The 18,146-nt window shown below is 60.7% G+C and carries 12 protein-coding genes; 5 read left to right on the top strand and 7 right to left on the bottom strand.

Translation table 11 applies throughout. From position 1 onward, the window contains the following. Positions 1-10 precede the first annotated feature (10 nt). From AC1RR7_RS13060 to AC1RR7_RS13080, 5 genes are all read right to left on the bottom strand, one after another. Complete coding sequence (locus AC1RR7_RS13060; RefSeq protein WP_273538995.1) at positions 11-613, bottom strand: DUF924 family protein; 603 nt, start codon at positions 611-613, stop codon at positions 11-13. 3 nt (positions 614-616) lie between these two features. After that, positions 617-1,627 (bottom strand): class 1 fructose-bisphosphatase, encoded by a 1,011-nt coding sequence (locus tag AC1RR7_RS13065; RefSeq protein WP_096821975.1) that lies wholly within the window; start codon positions 1,625-1,627, stop codon positions 617-619. Positions 1,628-1,822: 195 nt separating this feature from the next. Then, positions 1,823-3,187 carry a DUF3999 domain-containing protein gene (locus AC1RR7_RS13070; RefSeq protein ID WP_493065861.1) on the bottom strand — a complete coding sequence of 455 codons (1,365 nt, stop codon included), beginning with the start codon at positions 3,185-3,187 and terminating at the stop codon, positions 1,823-1,825. Continuing rightward, complete coding sequence (locus AC1RR7_RS13075) at positions 3,184-6,777, bottom strand: DUF2339 domain-containing protein (protein WP_493157630.1); 3,594 nt, start codon at positions 6,775-6,777, stop codon at positions 3,184-3,186. The genes AC1RR7_RS13070 and AC1RR7_RS13075 overlap by 4 nt, the downstream gene beginning before the upstream one ends. 103 nt (positions 6,778-6,880) lie before the next feature. Next, positions 6,881-9,331 carry a glycogen/starch/alpha-glucan phosphorylase gene (locus AC1RR7_RS13080; RefSeq protein ID WP_096821972.1) on the bottom strand — a complete coding sequence of 817 codons (2,451 nt, stop codon included), beginning with the start codon at positions 9,329-9,331 and terminating at the stop codon, positions 6,881-6,883. Between the two features lie 258 nt (positions 9,332-9,589). Between AC1RR7_RS13080 and AC1RR7_RS13085 the strand changes: the two genes are divergently transcribed. Further along, on the top strand, positions 9,590-10,027 hold the full coding sequence (locus tag AC1RR7_RS13085; protein WP_025110918.1) for a YkgJ family cysteine cluster protein: 438 nt from the start codon (positions 9,590-9,592) through the stop codon (positions 10,025-10,027). Between the two features lie 277 nt (positions 10,028-10,304). Here the strand turns inward: AC1RR7_RS13085 and typA are convergent, their stop codons facing one another. Both typA and thiI read right to left on the bottom strand, forming a co-directional pair. Then, positions 10,305-12,125 (bottom strand): translational GTPase TypA, encoded by a 1,821-nt coding sequence (gene typA / locus AC1RR7_RS13090; protein ID WP_096821971.1) that lies wholly within the window; start codon positions 12,123-12,125, stop codon positions 10,305-10,307. Between the two features lie 139 nt (positions 12,126-12,264). Continuing rightward, positions 12,265-13,719: a tRNA uracil 4-sulfurtransferase ThiI gene (gene thiI / locus AC1RR7_RS13095; protein ID WP_096821970.1), complete on the bottom strand. Its 1,455-nt coding sequence runs from the start codon at positions 13,717-13,719 to the stop codon at positions 12,265-12,267. A gap of 328 nt (positions 13,720-14,047) precedes the next feature. Here thiI and glnA point away from each other — a divergent pair, with 328 nt between their 5' ends. The 4 genes from glnA (at position 14,048) to AC1RR7_RS13115 (ending at position 18,100) form a co-directional block, all read left to right on the top strand. After that, positions 14,048-15,454, top strand: coding sequence for a glutamate--ammonia ligase (gene glnA, locus AC1RR7_RS13100; RefSeq protein ID WP_085712782.1), 1,407 nt, complete (start codon positions 14,048-14,050; stop codon positions 15,452-15,454). A 75-nt stretch (positions 15,455-15,529) separates the two neighbouring features. Next, positions 15,530-16,873, top strand: a complete 1,344-nt coding sequence (locus AC1RR7_RS13105; RefSeq protein ID WP_256580669.1) for a toxin-antitoxin system YwqK family antitoxin — start codon at positions 15,530-15,532, stop codon at positions 16,871-16,873. 97 nt (positions 16,874-16,970) lie between these two features. Next, on the top strand, positions 16,971-17,480 hold the full coding sequence (locus tag AC1RR7_RS13110) for a DUF4124 domain-containing protein (RefSeq protein WP_493157632.1): 510 nt from the start codon (positions 16,971-16,973) through the stop codon (positions 17,478-17,480). After that, entirely contained in the window at positions 17,477-18,100 is a 624-nt protein-coding gene (locus tag AC1RR7_RS13115; protein WP_096821968.1) for a DUF4124 domain-containing protein, read from the top strand. Before AC1RR7_RS13110 ends, AC1RR7_RS13115 begins: the two co-directional genes overlap by 4 nt. Positions 18,101-18,146: the final 46 nt, after the last annotated feature.

An 18,146-nucleotide genomic window follows, 5' to 3' on the forward strand; every position in this document is an offset into this window, starting at 1 on the left:
TGATGCTGATTCAGAAACTCGACCCCGGCTGCGAAAGAAACGCCAGCTCCTCAGCCGTAGACACCCGCCCCAACACCGCATTGCGATGCGGAAACCGCCCAAACCGCGCAATCACCCGCTGATGCCGCTCGGCATAATCCAGGTTGTCGGCAAACACCCCGCGCTCCGCCTCCGGCTGTTCGGCCACCAGTTCGATGAATCGCGAGACCGCTTCATTCTGCACCGCGAGGTTTTCGCAGTGTTCGAAGACGAGGTAGATGAAGAGTCGCTGGATCGGCTTCAACTGCCGATCGAAATCCGCCGCGATGCCTTGGGCAACCAGCTTCTGTGCCCGTAGATCACCAGAGAAAGCTTTGGGAGTATCGCGAAAGATCATTCGCGGGAGTTGATCGAGCAGCAGCACCACCGCCAGCCAACCTTCGGGACGTTGCGTCCACTCGGTCAATTCGCCAGCGAGGGCCTGATCGACAAAGACCCCGAAACGCTCACGCGCTTCGAGGTCCTGGCTGTCTTTCTTGCCGAACCACAACTTGCCCTGTTGCGCCGTCACTTCAGTGGCTGACTCGGAATGACCGAACCACCAATCGAGCAACGGCTGCCAGGGCGCGGTCATGGTTTATTCCTTGTGGTAAGCCGTGGCGCGAGCGACTTCTTCTTTCGAGCCGAGGAACACCGCTACGCGCTGGTGCAGGCCTTCAGGCTGAATGTCGAGGATGCGCTGGTGACCGTCGGTGGAAGCGCCGCCCGCCTGTTCCACCAGGAACGACATCGGGTTGGCTTCGTACATCAGGCGCAGTTTGCCCGGTTTGGACGGCTCGCGGCTGTCGCGCGGGTACATGAACAGACCGCCACGGGTCAGGATGCGGTGCACGTCGGCAACCATCGCCGCGACCCAGCGCATGTTGTAGTTCTTTTTCAGCGGGCCTTCTTCACCGGCCAGCAGTTCCGAAACGTAGCGCTGTACCGGGGCTTCCCAGTGACGCTGGTTGGACATGTTGATGGCGAATTCCTGGGTGCTTTCAGGAATGGTGATGTCTTCGTGGGTCAGGACGAAGCTGCCCATTTCGCGGTCCAGGGTGAAGCCTTTCACGCCGTGGCCCAGGGTCAGCACCAGCATGGTTTGCGGACCGTAGATGGCATAACCGGCGGCCACTTGCTGAGTGCCTGGCTGCAGGAAGGCCTTTTCATTCAAAGGCTCGTTCTGGCTCAGGTATTCGTTCGGGCAACGCAGTACCGAGAAGATGGTGCCGACCGGCGCGTTGATGTCGATGTTCGACGAACCGTCCAGTGGGTCGAATACCAGCAGGTAGGCGCCTTTCGGGTATTTGCCCGGGATCTGGTAGGCGTTGTCCATTTCCTCGGACGCCATGCCGGCCAGGTGACCGCCCCATTCGTTGGCTTCGAGCAGAATTTCGTTCGACAGCACGTCGAGCTTCTTCTGCACTTCACCTTGCACGTTTTCAGTGCCCATGCTGCCCAGAACGCCGCCCAGGGCGCCTTTGGACACGGCGTGGCTGATCTCCTTGCAGGCACGCGCCACCACTTCGATCAGGAAGCGCAGATCGGCAGGAGTGTTGTTGCTGCGGGTCTGCTCAATCAAATAGCGACTCAGGGTAACGCGGGACATGGACGGCTCCGGTGGAATGGGGGGCTAAAAACCCGCGCAGTTTACAGGGAGTCTGAAACCGTAGCGAGCAATGACGCCCGGTAACGTGCGTCGGGTGCAATTCCTGCTATCAGACGTGATCGAACCGAGAGAGTTCATGCACCGGATTCAGCGTAGTTGGAAACCCGACGGGTGTAGAGGCCACACCCGTCATATTCAGGACTTGGCCGGCGGCTTGCGCAGCAGACTGAAGGCCATCGCGGCCAGAAACAGCACACTGAGCAGCAACACCGCCCACAGGCCGAATTTCTTCCAGTTGGTGTCGGTTGTGGCTGCCGAGGTGGCCGTCGAAGTCTGGCTCGTCACCGCCTCACCCTGCACCGTCGCCTTGCCAAGTGTGGCCAGTTTCTCCGGTTTGAAGTCAGGGATCAGGGTCGAGAGCGGCAAGTTCGCAGTTCTCACCGTCGGATTGCCCAGCGCCAGGCTGTAGGGCCCGTCGCCGCGGGCGAGGAAGATCACCTGGGTGGCGCGCACCGCGTACTTGACGCTCGGCGCCTGCTCGCCGAGACCGCCGCCGCGTTCGTCGACCGTCAGTTTCAACTGCTGGACGGTCTGCCCGTAGAGCTGCAATTCGTTCTGCACCACGTCCTGGCCATTCTGGGTCAGGCGATAGAGCAAGCCGCTGCTCAACGGCTGCCACGGCAGACTGGTTTCGCGGCGCCCCGAGAGCGTCACCGGCGCCAGGCTGTTGGGTTGCTTCAGCTCGACCTGGACCCGCTCGATATTCAGCCCCATCGGCAACTGCCAGGTGTACTCCCCGGCCTTGGTGCTGCTGCCGGCCAGCGCTGGCGACCAGACGAGCGGCAGCGGCAGGTTTTGCGGGTCGCTGCTTTTCAACTGCGCCGACGTCAGGGTCGGGGCCGCATTGGGCGAATCCCACAACAGACGCAGATAGCGCGCCGATTGCCCCGGCAACGCGACTTCGTGCTGCTCGATGCGCTCATCGGAAAAGGTCAGGCGCGCGACCTGGCCTTCGCCCCAGGCTTGCCAGTGCTGCAAGTCGTCGCTGGCCTCGATGCTGAAACGCTGGAAGCCGTCGCGCTCGCTGGTCCAGTCGAGGATCAGTTGCTGCAACGGCGCCTTGATCGCGCTGGCATCGAGCAGCCAGCCGCGCAGCACCTCTTCCCCCGCTTCCAGTTGGCTGGATGGCTGCACTTCCACCAGCGTGCCGGTAGTCGTGGACTGCACCCGCACACTCGGCGCGCGCTCAGTGGCATCCGCCGAGTTGTACAGCGGGAACCACTTCACCGTGTTCAACTGGCCGTCGTCGCGGGTCTGCGCTGATTCCCGGGCCAGCGCATACGCCTGGGGCTCTCCGGCGGCGTTGAACACCCGCAGGTCGCTGAGATCGGTCTGACGCGCCTGCAACTGCACGCTCAGCGGCAGTTCGAGGCGATACCACGGGCCTGCGCCACTGACCGACAACGGCACCTGTGCGGCGAAGTCCGCCGGTTTTTCCTGGGCGCCGGCCGTCATGGCCACGCCCAGCAACAGCCACCCCAGATTAAGCTTGCGACTCAAGACGACACTCCTTCGGTTTCCGGGGCCGGTTTGTCCGCCTCCGGTGCAGCTTCGACGCGTTTGGGCGGCAGCGGCGCGAAGTAGCCCACCACCAGCAGCAACACGCCGACGCCGATAAACGAGACGATCCGGGCCAGCCCGCCACGGTTGCTCAGTTCGACAAAAATCAATTTGGCCACCACCAGCGCAATCAGCGCCGCACCGATCAGCCACACTTCGCGGCGATGACGCAGATGCCCGCCGATCATCAGCCCGAGCGCCATCAGCGTCCAGACGATGGACAACCCGGCCTGCACCAGCATCGACTCAAGCAACAGGTCCAGCTCGAACGGAATCCCCGCCCAATGGTGCGCGGCGCGGGTCACCATCGCGGTGCAGAACGCGAACAGCGAAACACCGGCGATCAGTTGCGAGGCGTGAGCGGCGTAATCCTTGCGGATCGACAGCTCGGTGACCGCGCTGCGTGACCAGACATAGACGCTGAACAACGCGATCAACAGGCCCAGCTCCAATGGGTTGATCAGCGGCACGTAAGGCAGCGGTTCGGCGTTGCCGTCGCTCACTCCATTCGCCAGCCAGAACCAGACAAGCATCAACACCGCCAGCGGCGCCGCCGCGTACAAGCGGTACTCGCGAGGGAACGCTGCCACCGGCCACGGCCAGTTGCGCGGCGCGGCCATCAGCAACAGATAGACACTCGGCAGAATCGCCCAGCCCAGCCAGCGCCAGGCGTTGTATTGCTCGGACAACAGCAGCAGGCCGTAGCGCAACTCCAGCGCCAGCACGCCGATCAGCAGCCAGCAACCGAGCACATGCGCCGTGCTCAAGGCCCGCGCCGGCAACATCGGCGCCAGACGCCGCAGGCTGAAGAAATGCACCGCAAACACTGCTGCCCACGCCAGCCAGCCGAAGTTGGCCGCCGGGTGATAACGCGAGTGCCACGCAGCGAGCAACACCAGCCCGGCTGCCGGTATCAGCAAGGTGCAGAGCAAACCAAGCGAAGGCCATTTCAAACGCAATGCCAACAGCGCCCACAATGCGACGCTCAGCGCGGCGACCAGCAGCAACAGCGTTGCCTGCAAATTCAGCGGCGCAAAACGCAGCACTTCGCTGACCCACGCCAGCGCCCACCAACCGGCGCCCCACACCAGCAACACTTCGGACAGTCGCTGCAAACTCAGCACATCGAACGCGGAAGCGTGATTGCCCAGTTGCAGGCGCCACGCCCCGATCATCGCCGCCAGACCCAGCACCAGCGGCGTCCAGAACCCGCCATGAGCCAGCGGTCGCAGACCTTCGCTGGACAGCGGCCCGAGCAGCTCGGGACCGGCTAGCAAAAACGCCGCGCCGCCGATCAGTTGCAACAGCAGACCGAAGACAAAACTCACGCGCTGCTTGAGGTACAGACTGAGCCAGATGATCAGCAACCCACTGGCCGCCCACACGGCGCTCGCGGTTTGCCACGGCAGGACGAACAACACCGCCAGATTGATCAGCACCAACCCCGCCAGCAGCACCACCGACAAACCGCGCAACAGACGAACATCGTTGCGCACCATCTCGTCGCGCGCCGCCAGCAGCATGCCGGCGATCAACGCCAGACCGATCAGCGAGGCGCTGAGCAAACCGCTCCAACCGGCGCTGAACACGGCCGCCGAATTCTCGCCCGCCCCTTGCAGGCGCAACAGGAACAACGCACCACCCAGCAACTGCACGGCAAACGCGGTGAACAGGAACGTGCGCGATTGCAGGCGCAAACCGACGAACAAGGTCACCAGCCCGGCCAGCGCCCAACTGATCGCCGTACCGTGGGTGAAGAAAAACAGCGGCGCCAGCAGATAGAGGAACGTCAGACCGAGACTCGCCAATACCGGCAAGCCCTGCCGCTCCCAAGCCGAGGTGTATTCCGCCGGGGCTTTGCGCAACTGATAGAAACTGAACAGCAGCGCAATGCCGAGCATCAGCGCGCCCAGCGGTGCACCGTCGAGCAGGCTGCTTTCGCCGACACGCAACTGGCTGAGAAACGCCAGCGCCGAACCGAGTTGCAGCAGCAATGCGAAGGCCCGGGCAAACGGCCGGTGCTGACGCAGGCCGAGCCAGAAAATCCCCGCGCCCTCCACTGCCCAGGCAGCAGATGTCCAGCGCGCATCCAGCCCCAGTGGAATCGCCAGGCTGGCGAAAATCACCCCCAGCGCCAGGCAAGTCTCGCCCAGCAACAACGCCCGGCCGCCCATCAGCACCCGAGCGAGCGTCATGTAAATCATGCCCAGTGCCAACGCGCTGAACGCGGCGGCGAACTCCAGATGCTGCACCAGCGCGAATTGCAGACCGAAACCCACCAGCGGCGGGCCGAACAGCATCGTGCCGTCGACGTAGTCACCCTTGCGCGCCGACCAATTCAGCAGCGCCTCGCGATCGTTCTCTGCCGGGGCGTCCGGCATGTCCAGCAACTTGCGTCGGGCGAACAGCAGGCCGATGGCCAGGTACATCAGGAAGAACAGAATCAGGAACGGCTCGGTACTCCACAGCAGTTCCGGCGCATACGAACGCAGCCCCCAGGCGAAACCGATGCCGAAGGTGCCGGCGAAACCGATCAGGTTGAGCAAGCGCCAAGCCTTGAACCAGGCGATGGCCAGGATGCCGGCGTTGAGCAGCGCGAAATAACTGAACAACGCGACATGATTACCGGCGCCGGTGGAGGTCAGGATCGGCGCGGCAAAACCGCCCAAGGCCGCAACGCAGGCCAGGGCGAGGGAGTCCTGGGTGATGGCCAGAATGGCCGAGAACACCGTCACCGCTACCAGCAATCCCAGTGCAGCGGACGGATCGAGCAGCGGGTGCAGACGCATCGCCGCAAACACCGTCAGGTACAACACCGCGATCCCGGTGCCTTGCAGCATCAAGGCATAGCTCGTGTTGCGATGGCGCAACCACCAGCCCAGCGCCAGCAACCCCAGTGCTGCTGCCGCGACTCCGGCATAGCGCATTTCGATCGGCACCACCATGCCTTCGGTGGCGTAGCGCAGCAGGAAAGCCAGACCGAAAAACAACAGCACCACGCCGACCCGCAACACGGTGTTGCCACCGAACAGCCAGTTGCGCGCAGCGCTGATGCCGCGCTCGATAAGGTTCGGGCCACGGGGTTCAGCGGGTTGCTGCGGTTCGGGAAGGTCGGCAGTAACGGCGTCCAGACGCCAGACATCAGCCGGCAGCGGCTGACTAGCTTCGCTGGCGACGGCAGAGAGAGGTTCGAGTTCGGGCGGCAGCTCCCAGACCAGTTCGGGGGCCGGCGCTTCTTCGACGATATCGACGGGCTCGACCAAAGGCTCGGGGGCCGGCTCTACGCCTGGCGCCGGCACCGCGTGAGAAGGCGAACCCTCCAGCAGATACAGACGCTGCGCGACGCCCTGCAAAGCCACCTTCGCCTGTTCAAGTTGCTGCTGTTGCTCCGCCACCTGCGAGCCGAGCCGCATGATGCGGATCGTCTGCCCGATTGCCAGGCCCAGCAACGCGCCCAATAGCGCAGAACTGAACGATTCGTCGAGCAGCCAACCGAGCAGCAGCCCGATCAACATGAACATCCATTGCATGGTCGATATCCCTGAGCAGCCCCGAAGCGGGGCCGAACCAGGGCTCAGTATATCGGCCCGGCCCAACAAGCGTGGGGGCCGGGCGCACATTTGTCGCTAAAAGTTACTCCAGTGCCTTCCAGATATCCGTGGCGTACTCGCGAATCGTCCGGTCGGAGGAGAACCAGCCCATCCGCGACGTGTTCAACACCGCCGAGCGCCACCACTTGTTGGAATCGTGCCAGAGCGCATCGACGCGCATTTGCGCCTCCCAGTAAGAGTCGAAATCGGCGCAGACCAGGAAGCGGTCGTAATCCACCAGCGAATCGATCAGCCCGGTGTAGCGCGACGTGTCGTCCGGTGAAAACACCCCGCCGCGAATCGCCTGCAATACATCGTTCAAACGATGGGAGGCGGCGATATCCGGCACCGCGCTGAACTCGTGGTTCTGCTTGCGCGCTTCGACCTGCTGGGCGCTCAGGCCGAAAATGAACATGTGTTCGGCACCGATGCGCTCGCACATTTCCACGTTGGCGCCGTCGAGGGTGCCGATGGTCAGCGCGCCATTGAGGCCGAACTTCATGTTGCTGGTGCCCGAGGCTTCGAAACCGGCGGTGGAGATCTGCTCCGACAAGTCCGCAGCCGGAATGATGCTTTCCGCCAGGCTGACGTTGTAGTTGGGCAGGAACACCACTTTCAGCAGGCCGCGCACGGTTGGATCGTTATTCACCACGCGGGCGATGTCGTTGGTCAGCTTGATGATCAGCTTGGCCTGGTGATAACTGGCTGCCGCTTTGCCGGCGAAGATTTTCACCCGTGGCACCCAGTCGATTTCCGGCTCGGCGCGAATCGCCTGATACAGCGCGACGGTGTGCATCAGGTTGAGCAACTGGCGTTTGTATTCGTGGATCCGCTTGACCTGCACGTCGAACATCGCCGCCGGGTTGACCGCGATCCCCAGCCGCTCGTGGATCAGATAAGCGAGGGCCTTTTTGCTGTGCAGCCGTTGTTCGGCGAAGGCTTTGCGGAAGGCGGGTTTCTCGGCGAAAGGCTCAAGATCGAGCAGACGCTGTTCGGGGTTATCCAAAACGTCCGGGCCGAGGGAATCGACCAGCATCGATGTCAGCTCCGGGTTGGCCTGGTACAGCCAGCGGCGGAAGGTGATGCCGTTGGTCTTGTTGTTGATCCGCTCCGGGTAGAGCTTGTGCAGTTCGGCGAACACGGTCTTGCGCATCAGTTGCGTGTGCAGCCCGGATACGCCATTGACACTGTGCGAGCCAAGGAACGCAAGGTTACCCATGCGCACCCGGCGGCCATTGTCTTCTTCAATCAGCGACACCGCGCGCAACACGTCGAAATCATGGATGCCCTTGGCCCGCAGCGAATCGATGTGCTGGGCATTGATCAGGTAAATGATCTGCATGTGCCGGGGCAACATTCGTTCCATCAGGCCCACCGGCCAGGTTTCAAGGGCTTCGGGCAGCAGCGTGTGGTTTGTGTACGAGAGCGTGTCGACGGTGACTTGCCACGCCGCATCCCAGGCCACGTCGTAGACGTCCACCAGTTGGCGCATCAGTTCGGCGACGGCGATCGAGGGGTGAGTATCGTTGAGCTGGATCGCCGCGTGATCACCCAGGGTCAGCACCGAGGTGTGCATGTTGCGATGACGGCGCAGCAGGTCCTGAAGCGAGGCGGCGACGAAGAAGTATTCCTGACGCAGGCGCAATTCCTGGCCGGCCTCAGTGCTGTCCGCCGGATAAAGGACGCGGGAGATGCTTTCGGCCCGGGCCACTTCGGCGACGGCGCCCAGGTGGTCACCCGCGTTGAAGCGCTCCAGGTGCAAATCTTCCATGGCCCGGGCCCGCCACAGGCGCAAGGTGTTGACGCTCGCCCCGCGCCAGCCGACCACCGGGGTGTCGTAGGCAATCGCCCGCACGGTTTCCGCCGGGTGCCAGACCTGTTTGCTCTTGCCGCTGACATCGGTGACGGTCTCGACGCTGCCGCCAAATCCGATGGAATACACAACCTCCGGCCGCTCGAACTCCCACGGGTTGCCGAAATCCAGCCAGTGCTCGGTCTGTTCCTGCTGCCAGCCATCGACAATGGCCTGACGGAACAACCCGTGTTCGTATCGGATGCCGTAACCATGACCGGCGATGCCGAGGGTCGACATGCTTTCCATGAAGCACGCTGCCAGCCGTCCGAGGCCACCGTTGCCCAGTGCAGCGTCGGGTTCCAGCAGGCGGATGCGCTCCAGATCCACGCCCAGTTCGGTCAATGCTTCACGGGCGACGTCGAGCAGACCGAGATTGCTCAAACTGTCGTACAGCAAACGGCCGATGAGGAATTCCAGCGAGAGGTAATACACCCGCTTCTGACCTTTGCGGTAGATCTGCCGGGTGTGGTCCATCCAGTGCTCGACCATGTGATCGCGCGCAGCCAGGGCGATGGCTTCGAACCAGTCATGGTCAAAGGCGTGATCCGGGTCTTTGCCCACCGCGTAGGTGAGTTTGGTCAGGACGGCGTCGCGGAATGCGGCCACCTCTGCTTCGCGAACTAGTGGTTCTTGAGTCATCGATAGGACCTCGAGCGAGCGGGGAATTGTCAGAGCCTAGACGGTCTGACCGACGGTGTTGGCTCTGGTTCGGCAGTTTTTCCTGAGAGTGAACGTTCGTCCGGCACTACCCTGGCGAATGCCTGAATGAATGCAGGGGCCGTGCCGAATTGCCGACCTTGGTCGCGGCATGAATAAAAAATCTGGCGAAAGGTTGTTCAAAAATCCACCAGTCCCGGTATGATCGCGCGCCCTGATGCACATGCCTGGTAAACCCCGATGATGAAGCCCAACCTGATCGCCGCAGCCGAGATCGACCGTCTCGATACCTGGGCCAAATATTCGGCCCCGATGTGCGGTTCGTGCATGTCCAGCTGCTGCACGCTGCCGGTCGAGGTCAAGATCAAGGATCTGGTGCGCATCGGTGTGGTCGACGAATTCGAACTGGGCGACCCGCCGAAGAACATCGCCAAGCGCCTGCAAAAGGAAGGCCTGGTGGAGCGCTTCAACCAGAAGTCGGGGATCTTCACCCTGCAGCGCATGAGCAACAACGATTGCTACTACCTGGATCGTAAGAGCCGGCTGTGCACCATTTATGACAAGCGCCCGGACACCTGCCGCAACCACCCGAAAATCGGTCCGCGTCCGGGGTATTGCGCGTACAAGCCGAAGGAAGTGGAGCGGGTGCAGAATTTCCGGGCGATTGAGAAGTTCTAAAAGCCGACCCTCACCCCAGCCCTCTCCCGGAGGGAGAGGGAGCCGACCGTGGTGTCTTGCGTCATACATCGACCTGAAAAATCGAGTCGATTATGGACTCGGTAACGCCAGATCAGGTCGGTGTAAATCTTAAGCATCCCCCAATCGGTTCCCTCTCCCCCCGGGAGAGGGCTAGGGTGAGGGGCTCTTGATCTTCAAGGCCCATTCACATTTCCCCGGACAAACAAAAACGCCCCCGGTCTCTCGACCGGGGGCGTTTTTTTAAGCCTGGGCTAAATTACGCCTTGGCTTTCTTGGCAGCGCGGGTACGCTCGCTTTCGTCCAGGATCTTCTTGCGAAGACGGATGGACTTAGGAGTGACTTCGCACAGCTCGTCTTCCTGGATGTATTCCAGAGCCTGTTCCAGGGTGAAGCGAACAGGTGGAACCAGAGCGATGGTTTCGTCTTTACCCGAAGCACGCATGTTGTCGAGCTTCTTGCCTTTGGTCGGGTTTACACCCAGGTCGTTGTCGCGGGAGTTCTGACCAACGATCTGACCGTTGTAGATCTCCTGACCGTGTTCTACGAACAGCTTGCCACGAGCCTGCAGGGTTTCCAGGGAGTAGGTCAGCGCCTTGCCGGTTTCAACCGAAACCAGAACGCCGTTCTGACGGCCGGACATGTGGCCCGACTTCACTGGAGCGTAACGATCGAAGATCGAGGTCAGGATGCCAGCACCGTTGGTCAGGGTCAGGAACTGGTTACGGAAACCGATCAGACCGCGAGCAGGGATGTTGTATTCCAGACGAACACGGCCCTTGCCATCCGGCACCATGTTGCTCAGGTCGCCTTTACGCAGACCCATCTCTTCCATGACCTTGCCCTGCGATTCTTCAGGGATGTCGATGGTTACGTTTTCGAACGGTTCCTGCTTCACGCCGTCAACTTCACGGATGATCACTTCAGGACGGCCCAGGGCCAGCTCGAAGCCTTCGCGACGCATGGTTTCGATCAGTACCGAGAGGTGCAGCTCACCACGGCCGGAAACCTTGAACTTGTCAGCCGAGTCGCCTTCTTCAACGCGCAGTGCAACGTTGTACAGCAGCTCTTTGTCCAGACGATCCTTGATGTTACGGGAGGTCACGAACTTGCCTTCTTTACCGCAGAATGGCGAGTCGTTTACCTGGAAGGTCATGGAAACGGTTGGCTCGTCAACGGTCAGAGGCTTCATCGCCTCGACGGTGTTGATGTCGCACAGGGTGTCGGAGATGAACAGCTCGTCGAAACCGCTGATGCAGACGATGTCGCCGGCAGCTGCTTCTTCAACGTCGATGCGGTGCAGACCGTGGTGACCCATCAGCTTCAGGATACGGCCGTTGCGGCGCTTGCCGTTGGCGTCGATAGCGACAACCGGAGTGTTCGGCTTGACGCGACCACGAGCGATACGGCCAACACCGATAACACCCAGGAAGCTGTTGTAGTCCAGAGCGGAGATCTGCATCTGGAACGGGCCGTCACGGTCAACAGCAGGCGCTGGAACGTGGTCGACTACCGCTTGGTACAGCGGGGTCATGTCTTCCGCCATGGCGGTGTGGTCCAGACCGGCGATGCCGTTCAGGGCCGAAGCGTAAACAACCTGGAAGTCCAGTTGTTCTTCGGTAGCGCCCAGGTTGTCGAACAGATCGAAGATCTGGTCCAGAACCCAGTCAGGACGCGCGCCCGGACGGTCAACCTTGTTGATGACCACGATTGGACGCAGGCCGGCTTCGAAAGCCTTCTTGGTCACGAAACGGGTTTGCGGCATAGGGCCGTCTTGAGCGTCGACCAGCAGCAGCACGGAGTCAACCATGGACATTACGCGCTCAACTTCGCCGCCGAAGTCGGCGTGGCCCGGGGTGTCCACGATGTTGATGTGGTAGCCGTTCCAGTTGATGGCGGTGTTTTTCGCCAGAATGGTAATGCCGCGCTCTTTTTCCTGGTCGTTGGAGTCCATCACGCGCTCGTCGTTGAGCTCGTTGCGCTCCAGAGTGCCGGATTGACGCAGGAGTTTGTCTACCAGGGTGGTTTTACCATGGTCAACGTGGGCAATGATGGCGATGTTGCGTAGATTTTCGATCACTTGTGTATCTCGATCAGAGGATTCGGTTTGCTGACAAGTCTTGGCAGCGATTAGCAGTAGTGTCCGGCATGGCCGTTACAGCTTGACGGCGGTGTCGGGGGGCCGGTGACGCAGGCCACAGGCAAACAGCCCCGGGCACTTAGCTCGGTCGATAAACGCGCACATTGGCATGCCCCTCACTGAGCAAATGGTGAGCATGCAGGCGACTCATCACGCCTTTGTCGCAATACAGCAGGTACTGGCGAGTCGGATCCAGCTCCTTGAAACGAGCGTTCACTGCGTAGAACGGCATCGTCTGTACTTCTATGCCCTCGAGCTCCAGCGGCTCATCCTCGGCGGCATCCGGGTGACGGATGTCGATGACGATCTGGCCGGCCAGTGCTTCGCTGACTTCTTCGATTTGCAAATCCTGGCCCAATTCGTCGATCACCCGATCGATCGGCACCAGTCTGGCGTTTGCGAGCGCACGCTCAAGCACCGCCATGTCGAATTCCTGCTCTTCGTGCTCAACGCGACCACGCTTGGCGGCGGTCTTCGGATTGACCGAAATGACCCCGCAGTACTCCGGCATGTGCCGGGCGAAATCGGCGGTGCCGATCTCGTTGGCCGTGTCGATGATGTCCTGCTTGTGGGCGACGATCAGCGGACGCAGGACCAGTTTGTCGGTCACGCAGTCGATCACCGACAGGTTCGGCAGCGTCTGGCTCGACACCTGGGAGATCGCCTCGCCGGTGACCAGCGCATCAATGTGCAGACGCTCGGCGATGGCCGAGGATGCGCGCAACATCATACGCTTCAATACGACGCCCATATGACTGTTATCGACTTTGCCGAGAATTTCGCCCAACACTTCTTCGAACGGAACACTGACAAATAGCACGCGTTGCGAGCTGCCGTACTTCTTCCAGATGAAATGCGCGACTTCCATCACGCCCAATTCGTGGGCACGACCGCCCAGATTGAAGAAGCAGAAGTGCGCCATCAGGCCGCGACGCATGATCTGGTAGGCGGCAACCGTCGAGTCAAAGCCGCCGGACATCAATACCAGCGTCTGCTCCAGCGCACCGAGCGGGTAGCCGCCGATGCCATTGTGCTGGCTGTGGATCACAAACAACCGTTTGTCGCGAACTTCGATGCGGACTTCGATTTCCGGCTGTTTCAAGTCGATTCCGGCAGCACCGCACTCACGGCGCAGCTTGCTGCCGACGTATTTTTCGACGTCCATCGAGCTGAACGCATGCTTGCCCGCACGTTTGCAGCGCACCGAGAAAATCTTCCCGGCCAGTGCATCGCCGTAGTGCTCTTTGCACTTCTCGGTGATGTCGTCGAAGTCGCCCAGCGGGTACTCGTCGATCTGCAGAAAGTGCGCGATGCCCGGCATGCAGGTTAGGCGCTCGCCCATCTCTTTCAGGGCCTTGGGGTCGGTAACGCGGGTTTCCAGCTCGAGATTGTCCCACACACCGTTCACCACCACGGCCGGGTCCAGGTCGCGGAGCACGGTGCGGATGTTCTTGGCCAGCTGGCGGATGAATTTCGTCCGGACAGGTCGGCTTTTGATGGTGATCTCGGGGAAGACTTTTACGATTAGTTTCATGAAAACAGCGCGCGCAGGGCCAGCCGAAAAAGGGGGGCGCGGATTATAGCGGAAATTGCTCAAGGTTTAACCAGTTAATGTGCAGAAGGTTTTGCATGCACCAAAACGGGTCATTTTCGACTTAAAGCGCTACATTAAAGGGCGAGATTTTCACCCTTTATGCGCTTCGCACCTTTATAAGCGTGAATTTGGGGCAAAAAACCCATGCTGGGGCACTGGCATGCAATTTGCTCCCTTGTGAGGCAGGTTGCCTTGGCAGAGTATTCGCGCCGGCATCACCAACATTTAAGGGCATCCACTACCAGCCCTAAGCCACCCGGAGGACACTATGTCGAAGTCGGTTCAACTCATCAAAGATCATGACGTCAAGTGGATTGATCTGCGCTTCACGGACACCAAAGGCACTCAGCACCACGTGACCATGCCGGCTCGCGATGCGCTGGAAGACGACTTCTTCGAAGTTGGCAAGATGTTCGACGGTTCCTCCATCGCTGGCTGGAAAGGCATCGAAGCCTCCGACATGATCCTGCTGCCGGACGACGAAACCGCCGTTCTCGACCCGTTCACCGAAGAGCCGACCCTGATCCTGGTCTGCGACATCATCGAACCGTCGACCATGCAAGGCTACGATCGCGACCCGCGCGCCATCGCCCACCGTGCCGAGGAATACCTGAAGACCACCGGTATCGGTGACACCGTATTCGCCGGTCCAGAGCCTGAGTTCTTCATCTTCGACGAAGTGAAGTTCAAGTCCGACATCTCCGGCTCGATGTTCAAGATCTACTCCGAGCAAGGCTCGTGGATGTCCGACCAGGACGTGGAAGGCGGCAACAAAGGCCACCGTCCAGGCGTGAAAGGCGGTTACTTCCCGGTTCCGCCGTTCGACCACGACCACGAAATCCGTACCGCCATGTGCAACGCACTGGAAGAGATGGGTCAGACCGTTGAAGTTCACCACCACGAAGTGGCAACTGCCGGTCAAAACGAAATTGGTGTCAAGTTCAACACCCTGGTGAAGAAAGCTGACGAAGTTCAGACTCTGAAATACGTTGTACACAACGTGGCCGATGCCTATGGCCGCACCGCGACCTTCATGCCGAAGCCTCTGTACGGCGATAACGGTTCGGGTATGCACGTTCACATGTCCATCGCCAAAGATGGCAAGAACACCTTCGCTGGCGAAGGCTATGCCGGCCTGTCCGAAACCGCCCTGTACTTCATCGGCGGTATCATCAAGCACGGTAAGGCCCTGAACGGCTTCACCAACCCGGCCACCAACTCCTACAAGCGTCTGGTGCCAGGTTTCGAAGCTCCGGTGATGCTGGCCTACTCGGCTCGCAACCGTTCCGCCTCGATCCGTATTCCTTACGTCAACAGCCCACGTGGCCGTCGTATCGAAGCACGTTTCCCGGATCCGGCTGCCAACCCATACCTGGCTTTCGCAGCGCTGCTGATGGCTGGTCTGGACGGTATCCAGAACAAGATCCACCCAGGCGATGCTGCTGACAAAAACCTGTACGACCTGCCGCCTGAAGAGGCGAAAGAGATCCCGCAAGTTTGCGGCAGCCTGAAAGAAGCCCTGGAAGAGCTGGACAAGGGCCGCGCGTTCCTGACCAAGGGCGGCGTGTTCTCCGACGACTTCATCGATGCCTACATCGCGCTGAAATCCGAAGAAGAAATCAAGGTTCGCACCTTCGTACACCCACTGGAATATGAGCTGTACTACAGCTGCTGATCCGGTAGCGCTGCACTACGCGGCGTGACAAAAGAGAGGCCTCCTTCGGGAGGCCTTTTTTGTGCCCGCTCATCCATGGATAATCCGCCGCTTTCGCGCCATGACCGGCGCCTTGACGAAGGGATTCGCATGAAGTGGTTACGGGCTATCGCCCTGATGGCCGGCCTCGCCTGCTCGACAGCTGGCGCTGCCGAGTTCTATGAAGACAAGCCGCTGGCTCACCCGCTGATCCAGGGCTTGCAAGAAAGCTCGACGACCCTTGCGTTCATCAAGGAAGCGAACGGCGTCAAAGGCTATTACTGCCGTTGCGAGACACCGGGCGAACGTCCGCAATTGCTTGATGACTTCGGCCAGGCGAGTATCGAGTCGGTTTTTCTCATGTCGCTCGACAGTGAGGACCCCACTCGTTTCGTGCTTTTTCGGCAAAGCGACGGCTACAGGATCTACGCCTACAAGTACAACGACAACGATCACCTCTATAGCCGTGTAACGCGACTGCAGCCAGCGCTGGACCGTATCACTCAAGGCCGCAAGCAGCTCGACGCCCTGACCATCAAGAAGGCGCTGAGCCAGATCACCCCGCTCAACTACAGCCTCCTCCTTGAAGAGTCCGGTGTGCCGGAATTCGACCAGCTCGATCTCAGCCAAGGGAAACTGGTGAGCTATTACAGCCAGTACTACGACCCACTGAGCAACCCGACGCCAGATGACGAGCCGTACTTTTTCAAGAAGACCTACCAGGAAAAAGACGGCCGGTTTCTCACCGTGACCTTCTGGCGCTGGCTCGACAAGACCCTCGTCGAGGGTAACCGCACGCTCTACAACTATCGGGTGAGGCGTATTGCCTGGGAAACCGAACCGACGAGATTCACTGGCGGCGAAGACGGCCAATCGGTGTCTTATGATTCCGTATCGATCTCGGCCCAAGGGGCCTACAAGCAAGGCGTGCGTATCGGTCCGTGGTCGTCTTCCAAAGACGAAAAATATTCGGAGTCCGGTAATTTCGTAGAGGGCAAACGAGAGGGGCAATGGACGCTGTACCAGGATGGGCAAACACTGGAGGGCGAATTCCACAATGATTTGCGCGAGGGTCGTTGGCAGCTTCTCAACCACGACGACATGGAATGGGTCGCCACCGGATTCCAGACCTATGCCCACGGTCAACTCAACGGCCTCAGCGAATTGACTGTCCGCGGCGCTACCGAGCGCGGTGAATACCGCGATGACAAACGCCAAGGCCTCTGGGTGACCAAGGCGGACAATGGCCACACCCGGAGTGTCCACTTCGCTGACGACAAAAAGGAAGGCGAGTTGCGTGAAGTCGACGCCAATGGTGTGCTGCTCTTCATCGAGCACTACAAGGCCGATGTCCTGTCCGGCGCCCGCGAAAGTGCGGTTACGCCTAGCATCTCACAATAATTCCGGGGCGCTTGTGTGAGCGGATGTTGTCCCGGTTGGGCTAACCGCCGCCCCTGGCCTATGCTGCAACCCATCGTTTTCGTTTCCGGTCGATTTCATGGGTCGCACCTTTCTCTACATCCTGCTGCTGATCGCACTGCCCGCCAGCGCGCAGATCTACAAATACACCGACGCCAGCGGCAACACGGTGTACAGCGATCATGCGCCGGACGGCGTGAAGGCGCAGCCGGTGGCGTTGCCGCCGCTCAACAGCGTCCAGCCTCAGGCACCGAGCATGCCGTCGTCGGACACGGCCAGCCGGGCGCCTGCGCGCAATGCCTATGACGTGATGGAGCTGACCGGCCTGCCCACCGAAGAGGCCCTGCGCGCCAACAACGGCACGTTCACCGTCAGCGTGCTGATTAAGCCGCGCCTGCAACCGCCACATCAATTGCGCCTGCTGCTGGACGACGCGCCTTATGGCCAGCCGAGCAACGTGCCGATCCTGCAGCTGGTGAACATTGACCGGGGCGAGCATCGTCTGGCAGTTCAGGTGATCAATGGCGAGGCGATCATTCAACAGAGTCCGGCAGTGGTCTTCACTGTGCAGCGGGTGCACAAGCCATGACTCGCGGATTGATTGCCGTGTGTCTGGTTCTGTTCGCGCTTGGCGCATCCGCCGAGGTCTTCACGTATGTCGATTCGCAGGGCAATCGGGTCTACACCGATCAACCGCGCGGCAATGCCAAGCGTGTGCCGCTGGCCACCAGCAATCGCATGGCCTCCAACCCGACCGGGGCGGCGCCCATTACCAAAGCTAAAAAATCACCGGAGCAACCGCTGTTCCGCTACGACATGCTGCGGGTGCTGGTTCCCGAACCGGACGCGACCATTCGCAGCAGCGCCGGCGAATTGATCGTCAGCATCACCAGCGAGCCGGGGCTGCAAAAAGGTCATCGCTATCGCCTGCTGCTGGACGGCCAGGCCACCGGCGAGCCCGGCCTTAGCCCGGTGTTCCCGCTGAGCAATATCGATCGCGGCAGCCATAACCTGTCGGTGGAGATTCTCGACGCGCAGGATCGCATCGTCGAGCGCACCGCCAATCAGCCGTTCCACATGCAGCGCATTTCGCTGGCACAGAAACGCCAGGTCAAACCCTGCACCACCGAAGACTACGGCGTTCGCCCGGAATGCCCGCTGAAAGACAAACCCGTCGAACCGAAAAATCCCTTCCTGCGTTTCTTCTAACGCCGTTCAGCTTTGCGCACTATATTGGTGCAACAGTCTGCACCGT

The organism is Pseudomonas sp. GW821-FHT11G12, assembly GCF_058808055.1.

Coding starts and splice junctions, on each gene's coding strand:
- AC1RR7_RS13110 (WP_493157632.1), top strand. CDS start 16,971: ATGGGTCGCACCTTTCTCTACATCCTGCTGCTGATCGCACTGCCCGCC.
- AC1RR7_RS13075 (WP_493157630.1), bottom strand. CDS start 6,777: ATGCAATGGATGTTCATGTTGATCGGGCTGCTGCTCGGTTGGCTGCTC.
- thiI (WP_096821970.1), bottom strand. CDS start 13,719: ATGAAACTAATCGTAAAAGTCTTCCCCGAGATCACCATCAAAAGCCGA.
- AC1RR7_RS13060 (WP_273538995.1), bottom strand. CDS start 613: ATGACCGCGCCCTGGCAGCCGTTGCTCGATTGGTGGTTCGGTCATTCC.
- AC1RR7_RS13065 (WP_096821975.1), bottom strand. CDS start 1,627: ATGTCCCGCGTTACCCTGAGTCGCTATTTGATTGAGCAGACCCGCAGC.
- glnA (WP_085712782.1), top strand. CDS start 14,048: ATGTCGAAGTCGGTTCAACTCATCAAAGATCATGACGTCAAGTGGATT.
- AC1RR7_RS13115 (WP_096821968.1), top strand. CDS start 17,477: ATGACTCGCGGATTGATTGCCGTGTGTCTGGTTCTGTTCGCGCTTGGC.
- AC1RR7_RS13105 (WP_256580669.1), top strand. CDS start 15,530: ATGGATAATCCGCCGCTTTCGCGCCATGACCGGCGCCTTGACGAAGGG.
- AC1RR7_RS13080 (WP_096821972.1), bottom strand. CDS start 9,331: ATGACTCAAGAACCACTAGTTCGCGAAGCAGAGGTGGCCGCATTCCGC.
- AC1RR7_RS13085 (WP_025110918.1), top strand. CDS start 9,590: ATGATGAAGCCCAACCTGATCGCCGCAGCCGAGATCGACCGTCTCGAT.